21 protein-coding genes and 1 pseudogene are annotated in these 17,769 nt (G+C 60.6%); 7 read left to right on the plus strand and 15 right to left on the minus strand.

Annotation, left to right across the window (positions count from 1 at the left end):
* Nucleotides 1-24 precede the first annotated feature (24 nt).
* The 8 genes from trbJ to NKH37_RS19075 all read right to left on the minus strand — a co-directional run bounded on the left by trbJ (nucleotide 25) and on the right by NKH37_RS19075 (nucleotide 8,513).
* Entirely contained in the window at nucleotides 25-750 is a 726-nt protein-coding gene (gene trbJ / locus NKH37_RS19035) for a P-type conjugative transfer protein TrbJ (RefSeq protein WP_352691358.1), read from the minus strand.
* Nucleotides 747-3,197, minus strand: coding sequence for a conjugal transfer protein TrbE (gene trbE / locus NKH37_RS19040; protein WP_353041280.1), 2,451 nt, complete (start codon nucleotides 3,195-3,197; stop codon nucleotides 747-749). The genes trbJ and trbE overlap by 4 nt, the downstream gene beginning before the upstream one ends.
* The gene (locus tag NKH37_RS19045; RefSeq protein ID WP_352571685.1) at nucleotides 3,191-3,463 is read right to left on the minus strand and encodes a VirB3 family type IV secretion system protein; all 273 of its coding nucleotides are present in this window, start codon (nucleotides 3,461-3,463) and stop codon (nucleotides 3,191-3,193) included. Before NKH37_RS19045 ends, trbE begins: the two co-directional genes overlap by 7 nt.
* Nucleotides 3,463-3,771 (minus strand): TrbC/VirB2 family type IV secretion system protein, encoded by a 309-nt coding sequence (locus NKH37_RS19050; RefSeq protein ID WP_023680310.1) that lies wholly within the window; start codon nucleotides 3,769-3,771, stop codon nucleotides 3,463-3,465. The genes NKH37_RS19045 and NKH37_RS19050 overlap by 1 nt, the downstream gene beginning before the upstream one ends.
* An 11-nt stretch (nucleotides 3,772-3,782) precedes the next feature.
* Nucleotides 3,783-4,751, minus strand: coding sequence for a P-type conjugative transfer ATPase TrbB (gene trbB / locus NKH37_RS19055; protein WP_352895899.1), 969 nt, complete (start codon nucleotides 4,749-4,751; stop codon nucleotides 3,783-3,785).
* Nucleotides 4,748-5,161: a CopG family transcriptional regulator gene (locus NKH37_RS19060; protein WP_352704243.1), complete on the minus strand. Its 414-nt coding sequence runs from the start codon at nucleotides 5,159-5,161 to the stop codon at nucleotides 4,748-4,750. Before NKH37_RS19060 ends, trbB begins: the two co-directional genes overlap by 4 nt.
* Before the next feature lie 120 nt (nucleotides 5,162-5,281).
* Nucleotides 5,282-7,309, minus strand: a complete 2,028-nt coding sequence (locus tag NKH37_RS19065) for a conjugal transfer protein TraG (protein WP_352895902.1) — start codon at nucleotides 7,307-7,309, stop codon at nucleotides 5,282-5,284.
* A gap of 970 nt (nucleotides 7,310-8,279) precedes the next feature.
* On the minus strand, nucleotides 8,280-8,513 hold the full coding sequence (locus NKH37_RS19075; protein ID WP_352718503.1) for a hypothetical protein: 234 nt from the start codon (nucleotides 8,511-8,513) through the stop codon (nucleotides 8,280-8,282).
* A gap of 271 nt (nucleotides 8,514-8,784) precedes the next feature.
* Here NKH37_RS19075 and NKH37_RS19080 point away from each other — a divergent pair, with 271 nt between their 5' ends.
* Nucleotides 8,785-9,003 carry a KTSC domain-containing protein gene (locus NKH37_RS19080; protein ID WP_352895904.1) on the plus strand — a complete coding sequence of 73 codons (219 nt, stop codon included), beginning with the start codon at nucleotides 8,785-8,787 and terminating at the stop codon, nucleotides 9,001-9,003.
* Between the two features lie 491 nt (nucleotides 9,004-9,494).
* On the opposite strand, the gene NKH37_RS19085 is transcribed toward NKH37_RS19080, so the two are convergent.
* Entirely contained in the window at nucleotides 9,495-9,665 is a 171-nt protein-coding gene (locus tag NKH37_RS19085) for a hypothetical protein (protein ID WP_353041282.1), read from the minus strand.
* Between the two features lie 307 nt (nucleotides 9,666-9,972).
* Here NKH37_RS19085 and NKH37_RS19090 point away from each other — a divergent pair, with 307 nt between their 5' ends.
* The 5 genes from NKH37_RS19090 (at nucleotide 9,973) to NKH37_RS19110 (ending at nucleotide 13,671) form a co-directional block, all read left to right on the plus strand.
* A complete protein-coding gene (locus NKH37_RS19090) occupies nucleotides 9,973-10,326 on the plus strand; it encodes a hypothetical protein (RefSeq protein ID WP_352823067.1) in 354 nt (117 codons plus the stop codon).
* Nucleotides 10,327-10,924: 598 nt separating this feature from the next.
* Nucleotides 10,925-11,137 carry a hypothetical protein gene (locus NKH37_RS19095; protein WP_352571680.1) on the plus strand — a complete coding sequence of 71 codons (213 nt, stop codon included), beginning with the start codon at nucleotides 10,925-10,927 and terminating at the stop codon, nucleotides 11,135-11,137.
* A 341-nt stretch (nucleotides 11,138-11,478) separates the two neighbouring features.
* Nucleotides 11,479-12,180 carry a Crp/Fnr family transcriptional regulator gene (locus tag NKH37_RS19100; protein ID WP_353041284.1) on the plus strand — a complete coding sequence of 234 codons (702 nt, stop codon included), beginning with the start codon at nucleotides 11,479-11,481 and terminating at the stop codon, nucleotides 12,178-12,180.
* 83 nt (nucleotides 12,181-12,263) lie between these two features.
* Nucleotides 12,264-12,509, plus strand: coding sequence for a hypothetical protein (locus tag NKH37_RS19105; protein WP_352479079.1), 246 nt, complete (start codon nucleotides 12,264-12,266; stop codon nucleotides 12,507-12,509).
* 523 nt (nucleotides 12,510-13,032) lie between these two features.
* A complete protein-coding gene (locus tag NKH37_RS19110) occupies nucleotides 13,033-13,671 on the plus strand; it encodes a hypothetical protein (RefSeq protein WP_352958876.1) in 639 nt (212 codons plus the stop codon).
* A gap of 21 nt (nucleotides 13,672-13,692) precedes the next feature.
* On the opposite strand, the gene NKH37_RS19115 is transcribed toward NKH37_RS19110, so the two are convergent.
* The 6 genes and pseudogenes from NKH37_RS19115 to NKH37_RS19140 all read right to left on the minus strand — a co-directional run.
* Nucleotides 13,693-14,430 (minus strand): PHP domain-containing protein, encoded by a 738-nt coding sequence (locus tag NKH37_RS19115; protein ID WP_502900435.1) that lies wholly within the window; start codon nucleotides 14,428-14,430, stop codon nucleotides 13,693-13,695.
* Nucleotides 14,431-14,616: 186 nt separating this feature from the next.
* Nucleotides 14,617-14,835 carry a hypothetical protein gene (locus NKH37_RS19120; RefSeq protein ID WP_352818992.1) on the minus strand — a complete coding sequence of 73 codons (219 nt, stop codon included), beginning with the start codon at nucleotides 14,833-14,835 and terminating at the stop codon, nucleotides 14,617-14,619.
* A gap of 271 nt (nucleotides 14,836-15,106) precedes the next feature.
* The gene (locus NKH37_RS19125) at nucleotides 15,107-15,334 is read right to left on the minus strand and encodes a hypothetical protein (RefSeq protein ID WP_352818989.1); all 228 of its coding nucleotides are present in this window, start codon (nucleotides 15,332-15,334) and stop codon (nucleotides 15,107-15,109) included.
* Between the two features lie 157 nt (nucleotides 15,335-15,491).
* Nucleotides 15,492-15,686, minus strand: coding sequence for a hypothetical protein (locus NKH37_RS19130; protein ID WP_352776793.1), 195 nt, complete (start codon nucleotides 15,684-15,686; stop codon nucleotides 15,492-15,494).
* A 313-nt stretch (nucleotides 15,687-15,999) separates the two neighbouring features.
* Entirely contained in the window at nucleotides 16,000-16,227 is a 228-nt protein-coding gene (locus NKH37_RS19135) for a hypothetical protein (protein WP_352895916.1), read from the minus strand.
* 614 nt (nucleotides 16,228-16,841) lie between these two features.
* Nucleotides 16,842-17,039, minus strand: a pseudogene (locus NKH37_RS19140) (transposase); the annotation flags it as partial.
* 76 nt (nucleotides 17,040-17,115) lie between these two features.
* Here NKH37_RS19140 and NKH37_RS19145 point away from each other — a divergent pair.
* The gene (locus NKH37_RS19145; protein WP_023722593.1) at nucleotides 17,116-17,367 is read left to right on the plus strand and encodes a DUF6074 family protein; all 252 of its coding nucleotides are present in this window, start codon (nucleotides 17,116-17,118) and stop codon (nucleotides 17,365-17,367) included.
* The last annotated feature ends 402 nt before the right edge of the window (nucleotides 17,368-17,769 follow it).

The raw sequence follows: 17,769 nt of genomic DNA on the forward strand, positions 1-17,769 counted from the left end.
CTCGTTGTCTTGAAGAACTGCTGATCAGTTGCCGGGATAGGCCGTACCGGTGCCCAGGAAACGCTTCGTCGTCTCGCGGGCGGCTTCCTCGGACTGCGCCTTGCGGGCAGCATCTTCGGCTTCAGCCCGGAACTGGGTCGCGAGCAGCGTCTGGATCTGGATCTGCTGCTTGGTCGAAAGCGCGATCAGCTGATTGGTGGCCTGGCTTGCCTCAAGGGCACCTGCCGCGCCCTGACTGCGGTTGACGAGATCGGTAAGCAGGTCGCCGTCGGCCCGCACGTTCTCCACGATCTGCGACTGCGCGCTCATGGTTTGGCGGAACGCCTGCATGGCGTTTTGCCAGCGCTCGCGCGCGGCGCTCGCCACATCGCTGACCTTGATTGTGGCGTCGTAGCTTTCCGGATATTGCACACGCCACTGGTTCTGAAGCTTGTCGAGATCGAAGCTCAGGCCGCTGGCCTGGGTCATCAGGCCGTCGATCCGTTGGAGCGAACCTGTGAGCTGGCCGACGGAAGAAAAATCCAAGCGCTGAAGATTCCGCGCCATGTTCTGCAGCATCGTCGCCTGGTTCTGAAGCGACTGGATCTGGTTGTTTATCTGCTCCAGGGAACGTGCCGCTGTCAGCACGTTCTGCGTATAATTCGACGGATCGAACACGATCAGGGCGTGGGCCGGCTGGACGTAATCGGCCATCGGTTTTGCGATTAGGGAAACGGTGATCAGGCTGGTGAGAAGGCGGCGCCGCATCATGACGATTGCTCCTTATCTGGTTGAGGGAATTGCTGGAGAAGCTCGGCAGCCCAATCGAGGCCGCGCGCACTCAGGAACCGGGAAGCAAAGCTGTCCTGCCCGTGCTCTGACAGGGCGCTGTCGATCAAAGCTTGCGTGGCCGGATCAGAGGCGCCGCAGAGCGCAAGAGCGATCGGGCCGAGCCCGAGCTCGAAGAGGCGGTTGCCGCGGCGCGACTGCAGATAATACTGGCGCTTCGGTGTGGCACGGGCGACCAATTCGATCTGCCGCTCGTTCAGGCCGAAGTGCTCATAGGCTGCCCGCGCCTGCGGTTCCACGGCACGGTCATTGGGGAGAAAAATGCGCTGTGGGCAGCTCTCGATGATCGCCGGCGCGATGGAAGAGCCAGCGATATCTGCAAGTGACTGCGTGGCGAAAATGACGGAGACGTTCTTCTTTCGCAGCACCTTCAGCCATTCGCGGATGCGGGCGGCAAAGAGCTGGTTGTCGAGATAGACCCAGGCCTCGTCGAGCATCAGCAGTGTTGGCCGGCCGTCGAGCCGCTCCTCGAGGCGATGGAAGAGATAGGTGAGCACCGGCAGCACGGCGCCTTCCTGGTGCATCAGCTCTTCGGTCTCGAAACACTGCACATCCGACAAAGCCAGCCGATCTTCATCGGCATCGAGCAGCCGGCCGAAGGGACCGTCGAGCGTGTAGGGCATTAACGCGGCCTTGAGTCCATTGGACTGAAGCAGAACCGACAGGCCCGTCAGCGTGCGTTCCCGCACCGGCGCAGTGGCAAGGCTGATGAGTGCCGACCAGATCGCCTCCTTTACCTCCGGCGTAACGGTGACATTCTCATGGGCAACGAGGCCGGCGATCCATTCCGCCGCCCAGCTGCGAGTAGCCTGGTCGCCGATATTGCTCAGTGGCTGGAAGGCAAGCGCACCATCCGCGCCCAGAGCGTGGTGTTCTCCGCCCATGGCCAGTGTTGCCGCACGAGCCGAATTGCCCTTGTCGAAGACATAGACCTGCGCCCCGGCATAGCGTCGAAACTGCAGAGCGACTAGCGCAAGCAGAACCGACTTGCCGGCACCGGTCGGACCAACGACCAGCATGTGGCCGACATCGCCGACGTGGGTGGAAAGCCGAAACGGTGTCGACCCGTTGGTCTCTGCGAAGAGAAGCGGCGGGGATTCGGTCCCAGTCACGTTGGTGAGATGCTCGTTATCCACCGGACCGGCCCACGCCGACGACAGCGGCATGACATGGGCAAGATTCAGCGTGTGAACGAGCGGCTGGCGAACGTTAGCGTAGACATGACCGGGCAACGAGCCGAGCCACGCCTCGACCGCATTGATGCTTTCACGGATCGTGGTGAAGCCGAGCCCATTGACTATGCGCTCAACCGCTCGGAGCTTTTCCGCGGCGGCCTGTCGGTCCTGGTCCCATACCGTCACCGTTGTGGTGAGATAGCCGAAGCCGACGTGATCGCCGCCCAATGCCTGAAGGGCGGCATCCGCATCGAGCGCCTTGTTGTCGGCGTCACTATCGACGAGAGGGACGGATTCGTTGGTCACGACCTCGCGCAGGATGGCTGCGACCGATTTGCGCTTGGCAAACCACTGACGGCGCAACCGGGTCAGTGTCTTTGTGGCTTCCGTCTTGTCGAGCGGGATGAAGCGCGTCATCCAGCGGTAGGCGAAATCCTGATGGTTGAGCGCGTCGAGGATCCCTGGCCGGGTGACGTTCGGGAAACCAAGGATGGTGAGGGTGCACAGATGCTGCTCACCCAGCATCGGCTCCAGGCCGCCGGTAAGCGGCGCGTCAACCAGAACACCGTCGAGATACATTGGCGTTTCCGGCATGGCGACCGGATGGCGGTAGGTCGAGATTGTGCCGTGCAGATAGGTTAGCGTCTCGGCATCATGGAGGGCGCGCACTTCCGGCATGAAGCCGGACAGCAAATCCAGGACGCGGTCGGTCTCGTCGCGAAACCACGCCAGCTCCTGGCGCCAGTCTCTAGCCCCTCCCGAGTGATGCGAGTCGACCAGTGCGCTTTCCGCCCGCGCCTGGCCATCTGGCGCCGGCATGAAGACCAAGGTCAGATGATAGCGACTCTCGAAGTGCGCGACCTTGCCCTCGAAGGCCGCGCGCCGTTCCTCATCGACCAGCCATGAGGCAGCATCGGGAAAAGCCGAGCTCGGATAGCCCAGCGCTTCAACGCGCTCGGCCTCGAAAAACAACCCCCATCCGGAGCCCAACCTTCGTAGCGCATTGTTGGCTCGTGCGCAGATGCCGACCAACTCGGCTTCGGTCGCGCTTTCAAGGTCGGGGCCACGGAACCGGAAGGTTCGCTGGAAGCTACTGTCTTTATTGAGCACGATGCCGGGCGCGACCAAAGCGGCCCAGGGCAGATGGTCGGCAAGCCGATCGGCTTTGCCGCGATACTCCGAAAGGTTCAGCATGCAAGCCACCCCTTCAGGCGAAGATGACGGACAAGCACGCTGGCGAAGTCCGGATCGCGGCGAGCGGCAAAGACCGCGAGGGTGTGGCCGGCGATCCAGAGCGCCAGTCCGGCGATCCACTGCTGCAGGCCAAGGCCTATTGCCGCGGCCACCGTGCCGTTGAGGATCGCCACCGCTCGCGGCGCGCCGCCCAGCAGGATCGGCTCAGTCAATGCCCTGTGAACGGGGACTTCGAAACCCTCGACATGCTGCTCTCCGGTGGCCATCAGACGAGTGCCCCGCCGCCGAAGGAGAAGAAGGAGAGAAAGAAGCTCGATGCCGCGAAGGCGATCGACAGGCCGAAGACAATCTGGATCAGCCGGCGAAAACCGCCTGCCGTGTCACCGAAAGCAAGGGTCAGGCCGGTGGTGATGATGATGATCACCGCGACGATTTTGGCGACCGGTCCCTGCACGGACTCAAGGATCTGCTGCAGCGGCTGTTCCCAAGGCATGCCGGAGCCCGCTGCGTGGGCCGGGACGGTGAGAAGAAACGCGAGCGCGGTGGACGAAAGGAAGCGAAGCTTCTTGAGCATGAGGTGACCTTTCAAAACTGCTGGAGTTGCGGAAGTGTGAGCGGGCTGACGGCGTAATCACCGCTGCTGTCGAGACCGGTGACCTCAGCGATCGCGTCAATGCGGCGCGAGGATCCGCGCCCAGCGATGAAGACGATCAGATCTACCGCATCAGCGATGAGGCGGCGGGGAACGGTGACGACGGCTTCCTGGGCGAGCTGCTCGATACGGTAGAGAGCGGAGCGCGCCGAATTGGCGTGAACCGTCGCGATGCCGCCGGGATGCCCGGTGTTCCATGCCTTCAGCATGTCCAGGGCTTCCGCGCCCCTGACTTCGCCCACGATGATGCGGTCGGGTCTGAGCCGCAGGGTCGAGCGCACGAGATCGGCGAGCGTGACCGCCCCCCGCCTCGTCCTCAAGGCAACGCAATCCTTCGCCGCGCATTGCAGTTCGCGTGTGTCCTCGATCAGGATCACCCGCTCGTCGCAATCGGCGGCTTGTGCCAGCAGCGCATTGGCAAGTGTTGTCTTGCCCGACGACGTGCCGCCGGCGACCAGGATGTTGCGCCGCTCGCGGACCGCCTTCTTCAGCGCATCGGCCTGCAGCGGCAGCATGACCCGGTCGGCGACATAGTCGGCCAACGTGTAGAGTTTCGCCGCAGGCTTTCGGATGGCGAAGCATGGCCCCAGCACGACAGGCGGCAGCAGACCCTCGAAGCGCTCGCCCGATGGCAATTCGGCGCTGACAATCGGATTGTCAGCATGCGCCTCGGCGCGCACGTGGGAGGCGACCAGGCGGATGATGCGTTCGGCCTCAGAAGGATGCATGTGCACGCCGGTGTCGACCCGGCCTTCACCCAACCGGTCGAGCCGCAGCGCACCGTCGGGATTGACCATCACCTCAATGACGGTCGGATCGGCAAGGGCTTCGGTGATCGCCGGACCCATGGCGGTGCGCAGCATGACGCGGCGGCGATGGTCGGCTTCCGGATGAGAACTCATCCTTCCCCTCCCCTGCGATCGTCGGTGCCAAGTGACCGTTTCCCGGAAGCGATTTGGCGGCCGACCTGTTCAACGAATTTGTCGAAGCGCTCCTGGGCAATCGCTTGCGTGGCCCTGTCCGGCACCGGCGTGTGAGCATGAAGCGTGATCGAAAAGCGGATGAAGAGCGCCAGGCTCTCCAGGATCATCTCGACATCGCGCCTGACATGTCCGAGGTCGCGGGAAAGACGGTCGAGCCTCTTGCCGTAGCGCTGGTCGAGTTCATTCTCCCCACGCTGCTCGATAAAGGTCTCGACCGCGTGCGCCACAATGGCCGATTTGGTGGTCGATGGATTGCGGCTGAGGTTCTCCAGCTTCTCGCTCAACTCGGGTTCAAGCAAAAACTGGTGACGAATGCGGTGGGGCTTCATGCTGCTCGTTCCCTCTGACCGGCGCTGATGCACCGGCGACGGGAACGAGCATCGTCGAGATCCTCGAAATCGCTTACTGCCGTTATCTACGCTGAGATGCGCCCGCGTATGGCGCGCCGTTCAGAAGCCGGGCACGATGTCCTTGTCGTCGCCCATTCCCTCGTTGAGGCCGTACGCACGTGCGGCGGTGGAAATCCGATCCATGACGCGCTTGTCGGCGAGCGTCTCGCAGTCATCGTCTGCGGGCGTGAACAGATCGCCCTGATCAGGCTCCTGGACGACGAGGGTCCGTTCTTCGCGCAGCCCCGGATGGCGCTGCTGCTGGACACCTCCGTCTTCGATTGCCGCGCCGGCACTGTCGTCATCGCCAGCAAGACGCCGATCCACGCCGCGCACCTGTCCGCTCCAATCGTCCGGGCGCGACGTGGGCCGATCCGCGTAGGCACCGTCGCGCAGCACCGGCGAAGGCAGCACTCGCTCCGTGAAATTCGGATCCTGGTAATAACGCAACTTCTTGGCGCGAATCGGCGGCAATCCCGAAACCAGGATTAGTTCGTCAGCCTGCGGCAACTGCATCACCTCACCCGGGGTCAGCAGGGGGCGAGCAGTCTCTTGGCGGCTTACCATGACGTGGGACAACCAGGGCGCCAACCGATGGCCGGCATAGTTGCGCATCGATCTGAGTTCCGTCGCGGTACCGAGCGCGTCCGAGATGCGTTTGGCCGTGCGCTCGTCATTTGAGGAAAAGGCAATCCGCACATGGCAATTGTCGAGAATGGCGTTGTTCTCGCCATAGGCCTTGGAGATTTGGTTCAACGATTGCGCTATCAGATAAGCGCGGATGCCGTAGCCTGCCATGAAGGCGAGCGCAGTCTCGAAGAAGTCGAGCCGACCGAGCGCCGGAAATTCATCCAGCATCATCAGGAGCTGATGCTTGCGGCTCTTCTTTGGATCGCCCTCCAGGCGCTCGGTCAGCCGCCGGCCGATTTGATTGAGCACCAATCGCACCAGGGGCTTAGTGCGCGAGATATCCGACGGCGGCACGACCAGATACAGCGACATCGGTCGCTCGGCATCCACAAGGTCGGCAATGCGCCAGTCGCAGGCCGATGTTGCCGCGGCCACCGTTGGATCACGATAGAGCCCGAGAAACGACATGGCGGTCGAGAGAACGCCTGAGCGCTCGTTCTCTGACTTGTTCAGCACCTCACGAGCCGCCGAGGCCACGACCGGATGGACCTGGGGCTTGTCCACCGTGCCGAGGTGGTTTGTGGTCATCATCCGCTGCAGTGTCGCAGCGAATGAGCGTTGCGGGTCCGACAGGAAGGTGGCGACACGGGCGAGTGTCTTTTCCTCTTCGGCGTAGAGCACGTGCAAGATGGCGCCAACTAGGAGTGAATGACTGGTCTTCTCCCAATGGTTCCGCCGCTCCAGCGCGCCTTCCGGATCGACGAGAATGTCGGCGATGTTCTGAACGTCGCGGACCTCATCTGGACCTTTGCGCACTTCCAGCAGCGGGTTGTACCGCGCCGATCTCGGATCGGTCGGATTGAACAAGAGACAGTGCGAGAACTTCGACCTCCAGCCAGAGGTCAGCTGCCAGTTCTCGCCTTTGATGTCGTGAATGACGGCCGAGCCGGTCCAGGAAAGAAGGGTTGGAACAACGAGTCCGACGCCCTTGCCCGAACGTGTCGGCGCAAAGGCCATGATGTGTTCTGGTCCGTCATGGCGCAGATAGCGATAATTCAGTCCGCCAAGGAAAACGCCGGCCGGCTGAAACAGCCCCGCCTTCTCGATTTCCAGCTTCATGGCCCATCGTGAGGACCCATAGGTGGTGACCAACCCCCGCTGCCGTGCGCGCCAGAGGGACCCAGCTATCGCGGCGGCACAGCCCAGGAACCCGCTGGCTCCGGCAAGTATGCCAGCCTTGTCGAAGACTTCAGGCGCATAGGCGTCAAATTGGAACCACCATTCGAACAGTTTCCACGGCTGGTAGATCGGCCAGCCGACTGTCACAAACCATGGCGCGCCGAGTGGCGGCTGATAGGAGAGCATGTGGGCGCACCATTGGGTTGCAGTCCACACGCCAAGAATGACAATTGCGAATACGACAACGATCTGCCCAATCAGCAACTTCGTGGGTGTCAATGGCTTGCTCCGCTCTTCTGGCCAGACGGACCAAACATCGCGCCGAGCGATGAGAATTCGAACGGCCGCTACGTGCGACTAGGTGCGATGACAAGGTTGATAGGCATTGTTCAGCTGCGAACAGCGAAAATCCGCCGCAGCAACCGATCGGCGGTGCCAGGTACGCGGTTTGGTCGCAGAAGATGTTGGGGCTTCAGGCGCGGGCACATTGAAGATGTGCTGACAGACAAACCTTTGGAGCCGACGCGTTTGTGCGAGTAGCGAGCTGAAAGGCTCGGCGAGAAGTCGTCGTTCTCAATCGGGCGACGGGGGATAAATCGGCGAAGACGGCATAAGGCAGGATGGGCCAGACCGCCGACGGCAACGTCGTAGCCAAGGGCTTGGAGCGGATAGCGCCTGGCCGGGAGGCCGCCGCCAGTCAGGCTTACGCGGCGCGTCGTTGAGCGAGGTGAAGACCCGAACGGGCTCGACGAGGGTCCACGGCGGTCACAATGTTGTGGTGGTGATCGCAGTAGACGCGATCCGGCGAAGTTGGCCCAGCACAAAAACGATAACCGCCAGGTACAGAAGCGTCTTCGCTTACCGGGAAGCGGCACTGATAGAGGCCTAGCTGAATGAGGGGGACGTCTCTCGAAGTTGGTCTGATATTTTCAGGCATGATGGTTTCCTAGTTCGTAGCAATTACCAGCTGACGGCCGCAGTGCGACCCGTCGGGACGAGCTTCTCTCGTTTTGAGGGCTATGGATCACCATATGGTGTTGGTAGCACCATGAATGAAGCCCTACGCCCTGCTTCTGAAGCCAATAGTTTGCGACTTAAGGCCACACGCGCGAACGCATTAGCAATCTACCATCGTGTCCCCGAGGCACTCGCCCGCCGCGGTTTGCCGGCGGCGGGGTCGCACTGGCCTGTGGGGCCCTAGGCCCACTCGCGGCGCTCGCACTCGATCTCGGTGCGGGTTTCCCGTGTCTCATCGCCCTGTCAGCGCCTTGCAAATGAGCGAAACCAAGCTGTCGCGCGCTCGCTCGTGGAGTGCGCCTTTCGGCCGCCATGCAAGGAAATCATCAACGCTCATCCAATCAGCCGGGTTTGTGTCGGCGTCTGGCTGGCTGAATTCCACATACAAATGCAGTTCGTCCGGCACGAAGACGACCCTCCATAATCCTTTGACGTCATTGGCAAGGTTGTAGGCGAGGACGGTCATGGCGGGGCACTCCTCTCGCCCTGGAACGTGCCTATCTCACGGGAAGATTCCATCACCAGAAGTTAGTATTGACGCTCGCGCTTTCTCAGAAATCCGACGTCCGCGTGATGCCGAAAGGTGCAGCTAGCTTTTTGTGTATCTCGATGGAACACGGGACCGCCGCGAAAGTTCGGTGCACGCAGCGAACCCTCCCCTCCAGGTATTGCTGCAGATCGGTATCCCGATCGGCCCGCGCTCCCGGCAAAGGCGCGGGCCTCGGCCTGTGGTACTCATGCCCTCCACATCGATCCGCAAGATGGAATATGATCTGGATAGAAGGACCCTCTCGGTGTGGTTCGTCGCCAGCGGTAAACGGTACGAGTTTGAGGGGGTACCGCCGGAAACCTTTGCCGCGTTCCGGGCCGCGTTCGCCAAGGGCCGCTATTTCAACGACCACATCCGCAACCATTTCCGCTACCGTCTGGTTGCGAGCGATAGCGACCCGGGATGACCTGACCTGCCGGCGGCTCAATCGTCCTGTCGCTCCAACCGGCGGTTGGTGGACGCGTTGCCGCCGTTGCGCTTAGGGTTAGTTACGGTCCGCGCTCACTTGGCAAGCCCAACCCCCCGCATCCCCCCGCCTGGTGCAAAGCGTTTGATCGGTCCCGCCGTTCTGGCAGTGCGGCGGGACTTTTTTGCGGCCCAGGTGGAACATCGGCGCGCGGGGAAGGCGCGGTGCACGCAGCACCCTTTTCTCATCCAACGTACGTCGCTGGCGCGCTGAAGGGTCTCAACGTCGGTCTGCCGCCGGAGCTCAACTAGCTGGACTATTGCTCGACCGGAAGCGGCTCGTGCTGCGGCTCAGCGTGGTGGAACACCTGTCCAAGATCGCGCGCGTCGAACGTTTGGCCGCAGACTGGGCAGTAGACCAAGTGCTTCGACTCGTCCTCTACCGGCCCGTCATGCGGCCTGCCCTCATAGCCTGTCGCGATGTTGTCGGTTCTAATCCGGGGCAACGACAAGTGCCTTTCGTCGTTTTGGCGGCCGATATTTCTCCATTAGCCGGACCTTGTCACGGTCGACCGTGACCAATGGCCCGAGGTCGATCGTCACGGTGTCCTCGTCGATGCGCGTGACCTCGCCTTTCAGGTCGATTTGCTGGCCTCGGTTCACCTTGGTGTGATCGATGATGGAATGTGGGAACTCGTAACCTGGGATCGAGACCCTTACGCGGTCCTCTGTTACCCGCGTCAGACCCTGGCAGTAATCGCCACTTGGTCACCAATGCCTATTCCCCGAGCCATGCCATGGATTCTGGTGCGGGCAGCGTCTTCTTCAAGAGGCTTCTAATATACGCCAGCCATCCTAAGGCTGACCTACGACCAGAGTTACAAAAGTTGAACTTCATCGGGGAACACTCCTTCTGTCTGCCTGTTCGATTTGCCAGGCGCATCCCGCGCATTCAGACAGGAGAAGGAAGATGAAACGCATCCTTTTGGCTTCGGCCGTGCTGGCGCTGTCGGCCGGGCTTTCCTTTGCCCAGACGACCAGTGGAACTTCGAGCGGAACCTCGACCAGCGGAACCTCGACCACGACAACCATGCCCAGCACGACGGATCAGGGCACCGGCACGACGAGCAGCGGGACCAACATGTCCGGCGATCAAGGCACCGACACGACCACCACCAGCGGCACCACAAATCCGAACTCGGCCAGAGACTGCGCGCCCGGCCAGCAGACTGGCAGCGCTCAGCAGGCGGCGCCAGGTCAGCAGGACACGGCAGCCAACACCGCCGCGCCAGGCCAGGTGAAAAAGACCGACGAAGGTTGCTGATTGGCACATCGGCCCACGTTGGAATCACCAGTGTGTGGCTGGCTGGTCTCCCCCGACCACCGGCTAAGATAAACTCGGCTGGCGAGCAAGTTGCCGCCAGCCGAGCATCAGTCCAGGAACGTTTGCGCTTGCTTGTGCTTTCAGTGGGGCACGCCCAGCTTCTGTTTGCTTTCGGTCAGATAGCGTCGCTGGCGTCTTCGGACTACCGGTGAAGCAAGTCTGATGTGCGCCTATCGCGACCCCGCTTCACCTGCCGTCCAGCCGTTCGCGCATTCGCGATCGTCGCTCTCGGCAACAGGCGGCGCCCGCGGCCAGGACGTGTCGCATGAGCGCGCTGTCGAAGGAGGCGCCCAGCAACATTGCGCGTGAAGGCACGCGGGCATCCGATCGATCGCTAACCTTTCTCTGCAATGAGCGCCTTGTCGCCGGCGATGGGCCTCCGGCTCTTACGCATTATGGAGATCACATGTTGGTCCCGGCACCCGATGCCGGGAGCAGGTCTGCTTCGGAGCGTCGTGACAGAACTGGGCGACATAGTTGCGGTGGAGTAGGCGCCGTCGCCCTGGATGAACAACAACTGTCGCATGCGGTGCATACGTTGTCGAAGCTTTCGGTCGGCCGCGGCCGCATCGACGACGACCACAACGGCATCAAGTCGTTGCTGAAAGCCCGCAAGGTATCGTCAAGACATAGCGTGCCGGCGAAGATCCGCCCTCGCGACAGGGATTCGTCAGGCCGATCGGTCGGCAACGCGACCGGCCAGATGAGCGAGAGCTTACCCTCGGTGCTGGTCTCGACCCGGCTCGTATAGAGGCCTGAAGGGACATCTCCAAACGCTCATCGACGGTCGTCGATCACTGCCGACTACGAGTCGAGGTCGTATGGCTCGTGCCTAGCTCGTTGTGATGAAGCGCCTCTGCCATACACCTGATGTCGAACGCTTGGCCGCACGCCGGGCAGAGGACGAAATTACTCCTCCTCCCGAAGTGGCGATGCATCGTGGTCTTGGGGGATGACGATGTCATTGTCGCCAGGCACGGACTCTTTGCCAACCGCACATTTGAAGGCTATGCTTCCCACATCGGCCGCCAGCGCGTCGGACGCAGCCGACAGTAAGAGGTACGTGCTCTTGCCCGCATGGGAGAGAGAGCCATGCCCCAATCCCTTCTTCGCAACCATGTATTGAAAACCCTCTCCTCGGAGGATTTCGCGCTTTTGAGGCCATCACTGCATCACGTCGAACTCAACATCAAAGACCAGCTGGAAGTCTCTTATCAGCCGATCGAGCGTGTGTATTTTCCAGAGATGGGCATCGCGTCGGTGGTCGCTACGATGACCGGAGGGCGGCAAAGCGAGGTCGGCATCGTCGGCCACGACGGCATGACAGGAGTTGCCGTTATTCTCGGCCAGGACGAGTCGCCCAATGAAACCTATATCCAAGTCGCAGGTAATGGCTGGATCCTCCCGGTTGAAGCTCTTCGCTCTGCGATTGCGGATAGCCAATCCCTTCGCGAGTCACTGCTTCGCTATGCCCACGCGTTCCTCATCCAGTCGTCCCGGACGGCACTGGTCAACGGCCACTCCAAAATCGAGGAGCGCTTGGCCCGCTGGTTGCTGATGGTCCAAGACCGCGTCGAAGGAAATAAGATCTACCTGACGCATGAATTCCTGGCGACAATGCTTGGTGCCCAGCGCCCCGGCGTTACCACGGCCCTCCAAATGCTTGAATATCGGGGGCTGGTTCACGCCAAGCGCGGCGAGATCACGATTATCGACCGCGTTGGAATGATACGACTCACGCATGGTGCTTACGGGGAGGAGGAGCAAAGTCACTTCGGCCTAGCCTCCGCCTAACTGTCCTAAATCAGACAAACCCTTGCAAGCTACCGAATTCGTGCCGTAAATCGTGTGGGTCAGGGTTCAGGGAGGAATTCTCGATGACCACCACTTTTGACACAGTCACGGTTGAAAGAGCCGCCGAAGCCTATGTTCTCTCCAGAGGCAAGGCTCACTTCCTTTCGATAGCACAGGCAATCCGCGCCATCCGAACACTCATGCCCGCATGCAGGGCCACCGACCGCGAGCTGGAGGAGCTCTTGGCGGCAGCATCCATTATTCACGGTGTGCCAGTCGCTTTCGACTTAAAAACAGCCGTGGCCGCAGAACCACGGCTCCATTCATAGGGCCGGTGATGCCTGCGCTCGCGCAGACGCCTACCTTATCGGACGTTCGCCAAGCGATTGTCCGCCACCTGATCGACAACATCGGCAGCCCGAGCATTTCGATATCCGAGGTTAGCCACACCGTGAGGAGAATGCTTCCCTTTTGCGAACTCACGGACTGGCAACTTGGCGATCTCATTGCGCGAAGCGCGATCGATGCGGGATTCACGATTGAATCCGACGGGGTGGGTCCCGAAAACGCATGTCGAGGCTCAATAGCGGAACAGCCGCATTAGCCATGTGGCTCCCAATCACGGACGGTCAGGTTGTGGCCCACGTACAGCCGCCAGGCGGCAACGCGCCTGATATCGCACTTCGAGATCAACTCGGCCGCTTCCTGTTAGCCGGAGTTGCAAGCGGCCCCGCTAACAATCGTGGTTGCGCCTTTAGGGCATCGTGGTTCAGACCGCTGGCGGATTAGAACTCATGTTGGCTTTGCGATCGGCTCATCGCTGCCGACAATCGGTGACCTATATAAAGGGGCATGTCCACGCGCCGAAAAATCAATGCAACAGCGAAGCTGATTGGAGAGTGGCCTTTAACCCCAGCTGCAACGTTTGGATCGTCCGTCAGAGCGAGGGGTATTTTTCTCGAAATACGCGCCCGCCTTCCAACGGAGTTCAGGAAACTGCTCAATATCGAGTCCCGCGTGCTTACCCTGCGCCTGTCTGAGGGCGCCGAGAATGATGTGCAGGTGGTATTCGGGATCGTATCCAAAGCACTGCATAATATCGAAGACCTGCCCGTAATCCCCCGTGAAATCGAGGACATTCTGACGATCTCGACGGCCGAACGGCACCGCTGGTTGAAAGATGGTCGCTTGCAGAGCGCCGGGACGAAAACGGTGAAACTCCGCGGGCGGGCAAGGAACATCACCTTTCACGTGTTCGACCCGCAGCACGTGGAGGATGTGCTTGACCGCGACCTGGTTACGGTCTGGCGCGAACAGGACGCAGCGACAGCTGCAGACAATAGGCGGCGAGCCGCGGGGAAGGCCGCTATGAAACGTGCTCAAAGAAGCGGTCGCGGAACTGCAGCTTCAGCTGGCCATGGCCCCGATGAGAACTCGCACTCCAGTTTGCGCGGCTGGGAAGATTTTGAGAATGACGGACTCCTGCGCTGATAGGCCGGGCGCACAGGCAGGTTAAAACGTTTGCCTGCGCCGTGCGAGATGCGCAAGGAGGGCCGTCAAACGCATCGCGTTCAGGACCCGCTTCGCAGGGACACCGCCCTTGCGCGCCATCTCGACACCCCAATGCATGTGGTCGAGCTCGCGAATCGAATGAGCGTCCGGATTGATGCTGAAGATGCAGCCCTGATCGAGTGCCTTTTGATGCCAGCGCCAGTCGAGGTCGAGTCGCCACGGATGTGCGTTGATTTCGACAGCGACGCCGTGTTTCGCACACGCTTTGAGGACTTTGTCGACGTCGAGATCATAACCGGGCCGGCGCAACAGCTGGCGACCGGTCATGTGCCCGATGATTGCGATCGCCTCAATGATACGCTCCGTCTGTTCCTTCTTGGGCAACTTGAAGCGGCTGTGCACGCTCGCGACGACGAAATCGAACTGCTCCAAGATATGATTCGGGTAATCGAGCGAGCCATCTGCCAGGATGTCCGCCTCGATGCCCTTCAGTATGCGAAATTTTCCATTGTATGCCTTGTTCAGCCGGTCAGCTTCGCGGTGCTGTTGTACCCATCCGGTGAAGGCTTCACCGGATGGGTACGGCGATGCAAACACGCATCGCGAGGTCCCAGCAAGGCCACGTTTGGTCCCCTTCATCAGCTCCTCCCCGGCTGCCTCGGCGTTGTTGACGTTGCGGATGATCCCGGGACGCTCGGTCTTGACCGGGACCGGAGGGTTGAACCAGTGGCGGGCCATGCGGTCACTCTTTGTCGACCTTATCAAGTTCCTCCAGCAAATACCTTCGCTCAGCCGGCAGCTCCCGTTCTACAGGCAGCAGGTTGCGAAGGTAATTGCGGATTACCTCTAACTGTTGAAAATGGGAAAATAGCGCAGGACGGCGCGCTTTGTTGCGATGCCACAGTGACTGAAGTTGGCTGACAGCTACTCGCCACAGTCGAAAGCCACGCAGAGCCCCATGGCAGTTGCTGCCTCGACGATCGCCTCGGTTAGTTCTTCGTCGGAGGCCACCAAATAAGGCGCAGCCTCCCGCGCTTCGCGTAGCGCCGCTTTTATCGAGACCGTGTCGCGACGGTCCGCCCTGTTGAGGAGTACAGTGATTGCTTGCTCTAGAAGCGGACCGACCCTTTGCGCGACGCTCATCCAGCCCTCCCCAGGGACACGCCGAAAGGGAATCTACTCACTTCCTGACCGACATCAACGCCATGTACGAATCGTACAAATTGGCACGGTGCTGGCCGCAACAGTCAGCAATTTTTTTAGCTAGAGTTTCTGATCGGGTGATCGGATAATTGGCTCGCGCGAAGACCCCCTCTCGACCTATAGAGCGCGCTTCGATCCACCTTTCGTCCATAACCTAGGTGCTGTCGGTCCTGCCGTAGACTGAGGGGAGAACCAGTGGAGAGCCATGCGGCTATTCGCGAAGATCGAACCCGACAAACAGGCCAAAGGCTGGGGCAATCTCGACAATAAGAGCGACCAGCTCGCAGTCACTTTCCATCAGATGCGGCCCGTCTCGGCGCACCGCTGCGATGGTCTCTTTGACGGAGATGATTTGGCCGCGACGGGCTTGTAAGATCAGCTCTTCAACAAGCTCATGTGCAGTCACTTTGCGGGGTCGGCAGTTTGTCCAAACGTTCATACCAAGCCTCCCACCTCAGCGAGAACCCACGCGGAACATTCATGATCCTGCCGGGTAAAATCAAGAAGAATGTTTGATAGACTTCTGAGTGGGACTCGGAGGGACAAGCCACGAGGCGAGCCTCTATACTCTTTGGACCTGACGCCCAGCCGGCCCGCTAAGGGACTTCTTCCGTCGGCCCCTGTTTGGCCCGATCAATAGCCGCAAGTAATGACTGTAGGGTTGGCGGCAGTTCTGGTTCGACCCCCAGATTTAAGAACGTTTGTACGTTATGACGATAGCCCTCGGAACGGATCAGTTTCCGAAACGCTTCGGAGACAGACTGATGGTCTGCTTTGTTGCTGGTTGTCATCGGGAATTCCGTCCCAATCAGCCGCAACTCGCCCGCAACGAATGGGTTCCATAAGGACGTTGGAATATTTACTACAAATTTCTGAGCGGGAGATCGGATAACCGGCTCGCGCGAAGACCCCCCGTGCCACCTTCGTTTGCCGCAGCATTACCCTCGCTCTTTGAACTGAAGATTCGTGTCGGTCTGGCGTCGGCGTTGCACATCGTGAACGTTGGAACGCTTCTGTCCAATGTTTGCTCACGCTGTGATGCCAATAGGGCAGGCTCTTGCGGGACGGTGCCGCAAGGCCGCGAAAATGAAACGCCGGCCCAGTTCAACCCGCGCGACGTCGTTCAAAGCTGGGGGGATCGATCTTCATCAAGCGGTCTGCGGCCTCCACCGCAGTTCGTGTCCTGCTGCACAGCGCGAGATTTTCGGCCAGCATTTCTTCAGTGCGTTGAAGCGCGAGCTCGGTCCGGTGGATGCGCTGCCTGGCGTTGGCAACTTCCGATGTCAGAAGGTCGGCCACCATCCCGTGGCCGTGGGGTTCCAATGTGTCCATAGGTTTCTAATACACGGGGGCCGATATCGTTCCCTGATGTCGGGCGAAACGGCGGGCCGCAGAAAAGCGCGATTGGCCGAATGAGCAATGCGGTCCCTGTCAAAAACAGCGCCGGAAACAGGCGAACGGCTTCGGCCGCTCTACATCCACGGGCAGAGGCGATCACGGTCCAGAGGGCCATTGATCTGTTCAGGGCACGACTACAACGTAAGCGACGACACACTCAGGCGGCTGGTTATCAAGCACCGTCCTCACAACCAGACAATGCCCGGTGCTCCGTGGAGAATAAGCGCTCGCGGTTTGGTTATGGCGCTCGCCGGCGATGATGACGCGCTTGCGCGGTTGAGGCAGGACGATCGCGAGCACCCGGACCTAACTCGGTATTTCAAGCGGCTCGGCATCCCGCGACCCTGACTTGCTATCAAAGTTATGGTCGCGGCGACTGTCTAGAGTAGACATTAAGTAGATGTCGCGGCCCGACAGAGCCCCACACAAGAGCGAACCGTTGCTGCCTTGCGCATCGCCCTCTAGGCCGCCGGCGTCGAGTTCATCCCGGAGAACGGCAGCCGCGCCGGCGTGAGGCTCCGCAAACCTTAGGCCGTAGACTCGTTACTGCGCAGCCACACACCTGCTTTTCGCCATCGGACGAAGCGGTTGCAACAGGTGGTGCGCGGGCTATAGCTCTGAGGCAGGTCGCGCCATGGAGCACCGGAGCGCAGCACTCAGAAGATGCCGTTCAGCACGCGCCGATCATCAACACGCGGCACACCTCTTGGCTTGTTGGGTAGACGCTTTATTCCATTGCTGTCCATTGTCCAAAAAGCGCTGTTAACCAAATTTTCTCACCCGCCAATGCTTATTCGCGCGACTGAAAGGGTGAGGTGATCGATGTGTGATTCAAACATAAGCGCGTTTCCGCTGCATCGGCGGCGGAAGTTGGTCGAAGGGATCGCCCGGGTCCTGGAGTTCAAGAACGGGGAGGACGCGAACGCCTTCTGGCGCAACACCGCCAAGGCAATTCTCGTTCAACTGTCCGAATCAGGAATTGCACCCGGGGTCGCCGAACAGGAAGTTGGAACGCTTCTTCATGCTGTCTTGGGCGATATCGCCACCCGCAGTGCTGCGAAACTTGCACAATAGCATCGGCCGGCCGGCGTACTGATGGCAGTTGAGATGCTCAGGTCGTTTGCAGGCTTAGCCACCACAAACTATTGGTCGATCGATCCATGGACTTGCCAATCGCACGGGGACGAACGCTGCGCCCGCGGCAGCCCGACTGCCAATTCTGTTCAAGGCCGGAGTACGAGCCGGTTATTCGGAAGCTTTGGGGGGAACGGGCTGAAGCGCGCTAGGTCGTTTTGCCATTGTGGCTACCTGCGCGTTGCACAGCCTAGGTACCAATGAGCGAGACTGATGGCAAAAGAGAATCTCCCCTAGAAGGGCGTTGGTGCATCGGTCCGGACTTGAGCGGATGTCGATCTTTGAAGCGGCAGACTATGCCGTGGCCGCCTTGCGGCGGGCGGATTTCGGGCGTGCGCAGGC

The sequence above is a fragment of the Mesorhizobium sp. M1217 genome (genome assembly GCF_040318275.1).
Classification (GTDB): Bacteria; Pseudomonadota; Alphaproteobacteria; order Rhizobiales; family Rhizobiaceae; genus Mesorhizobium.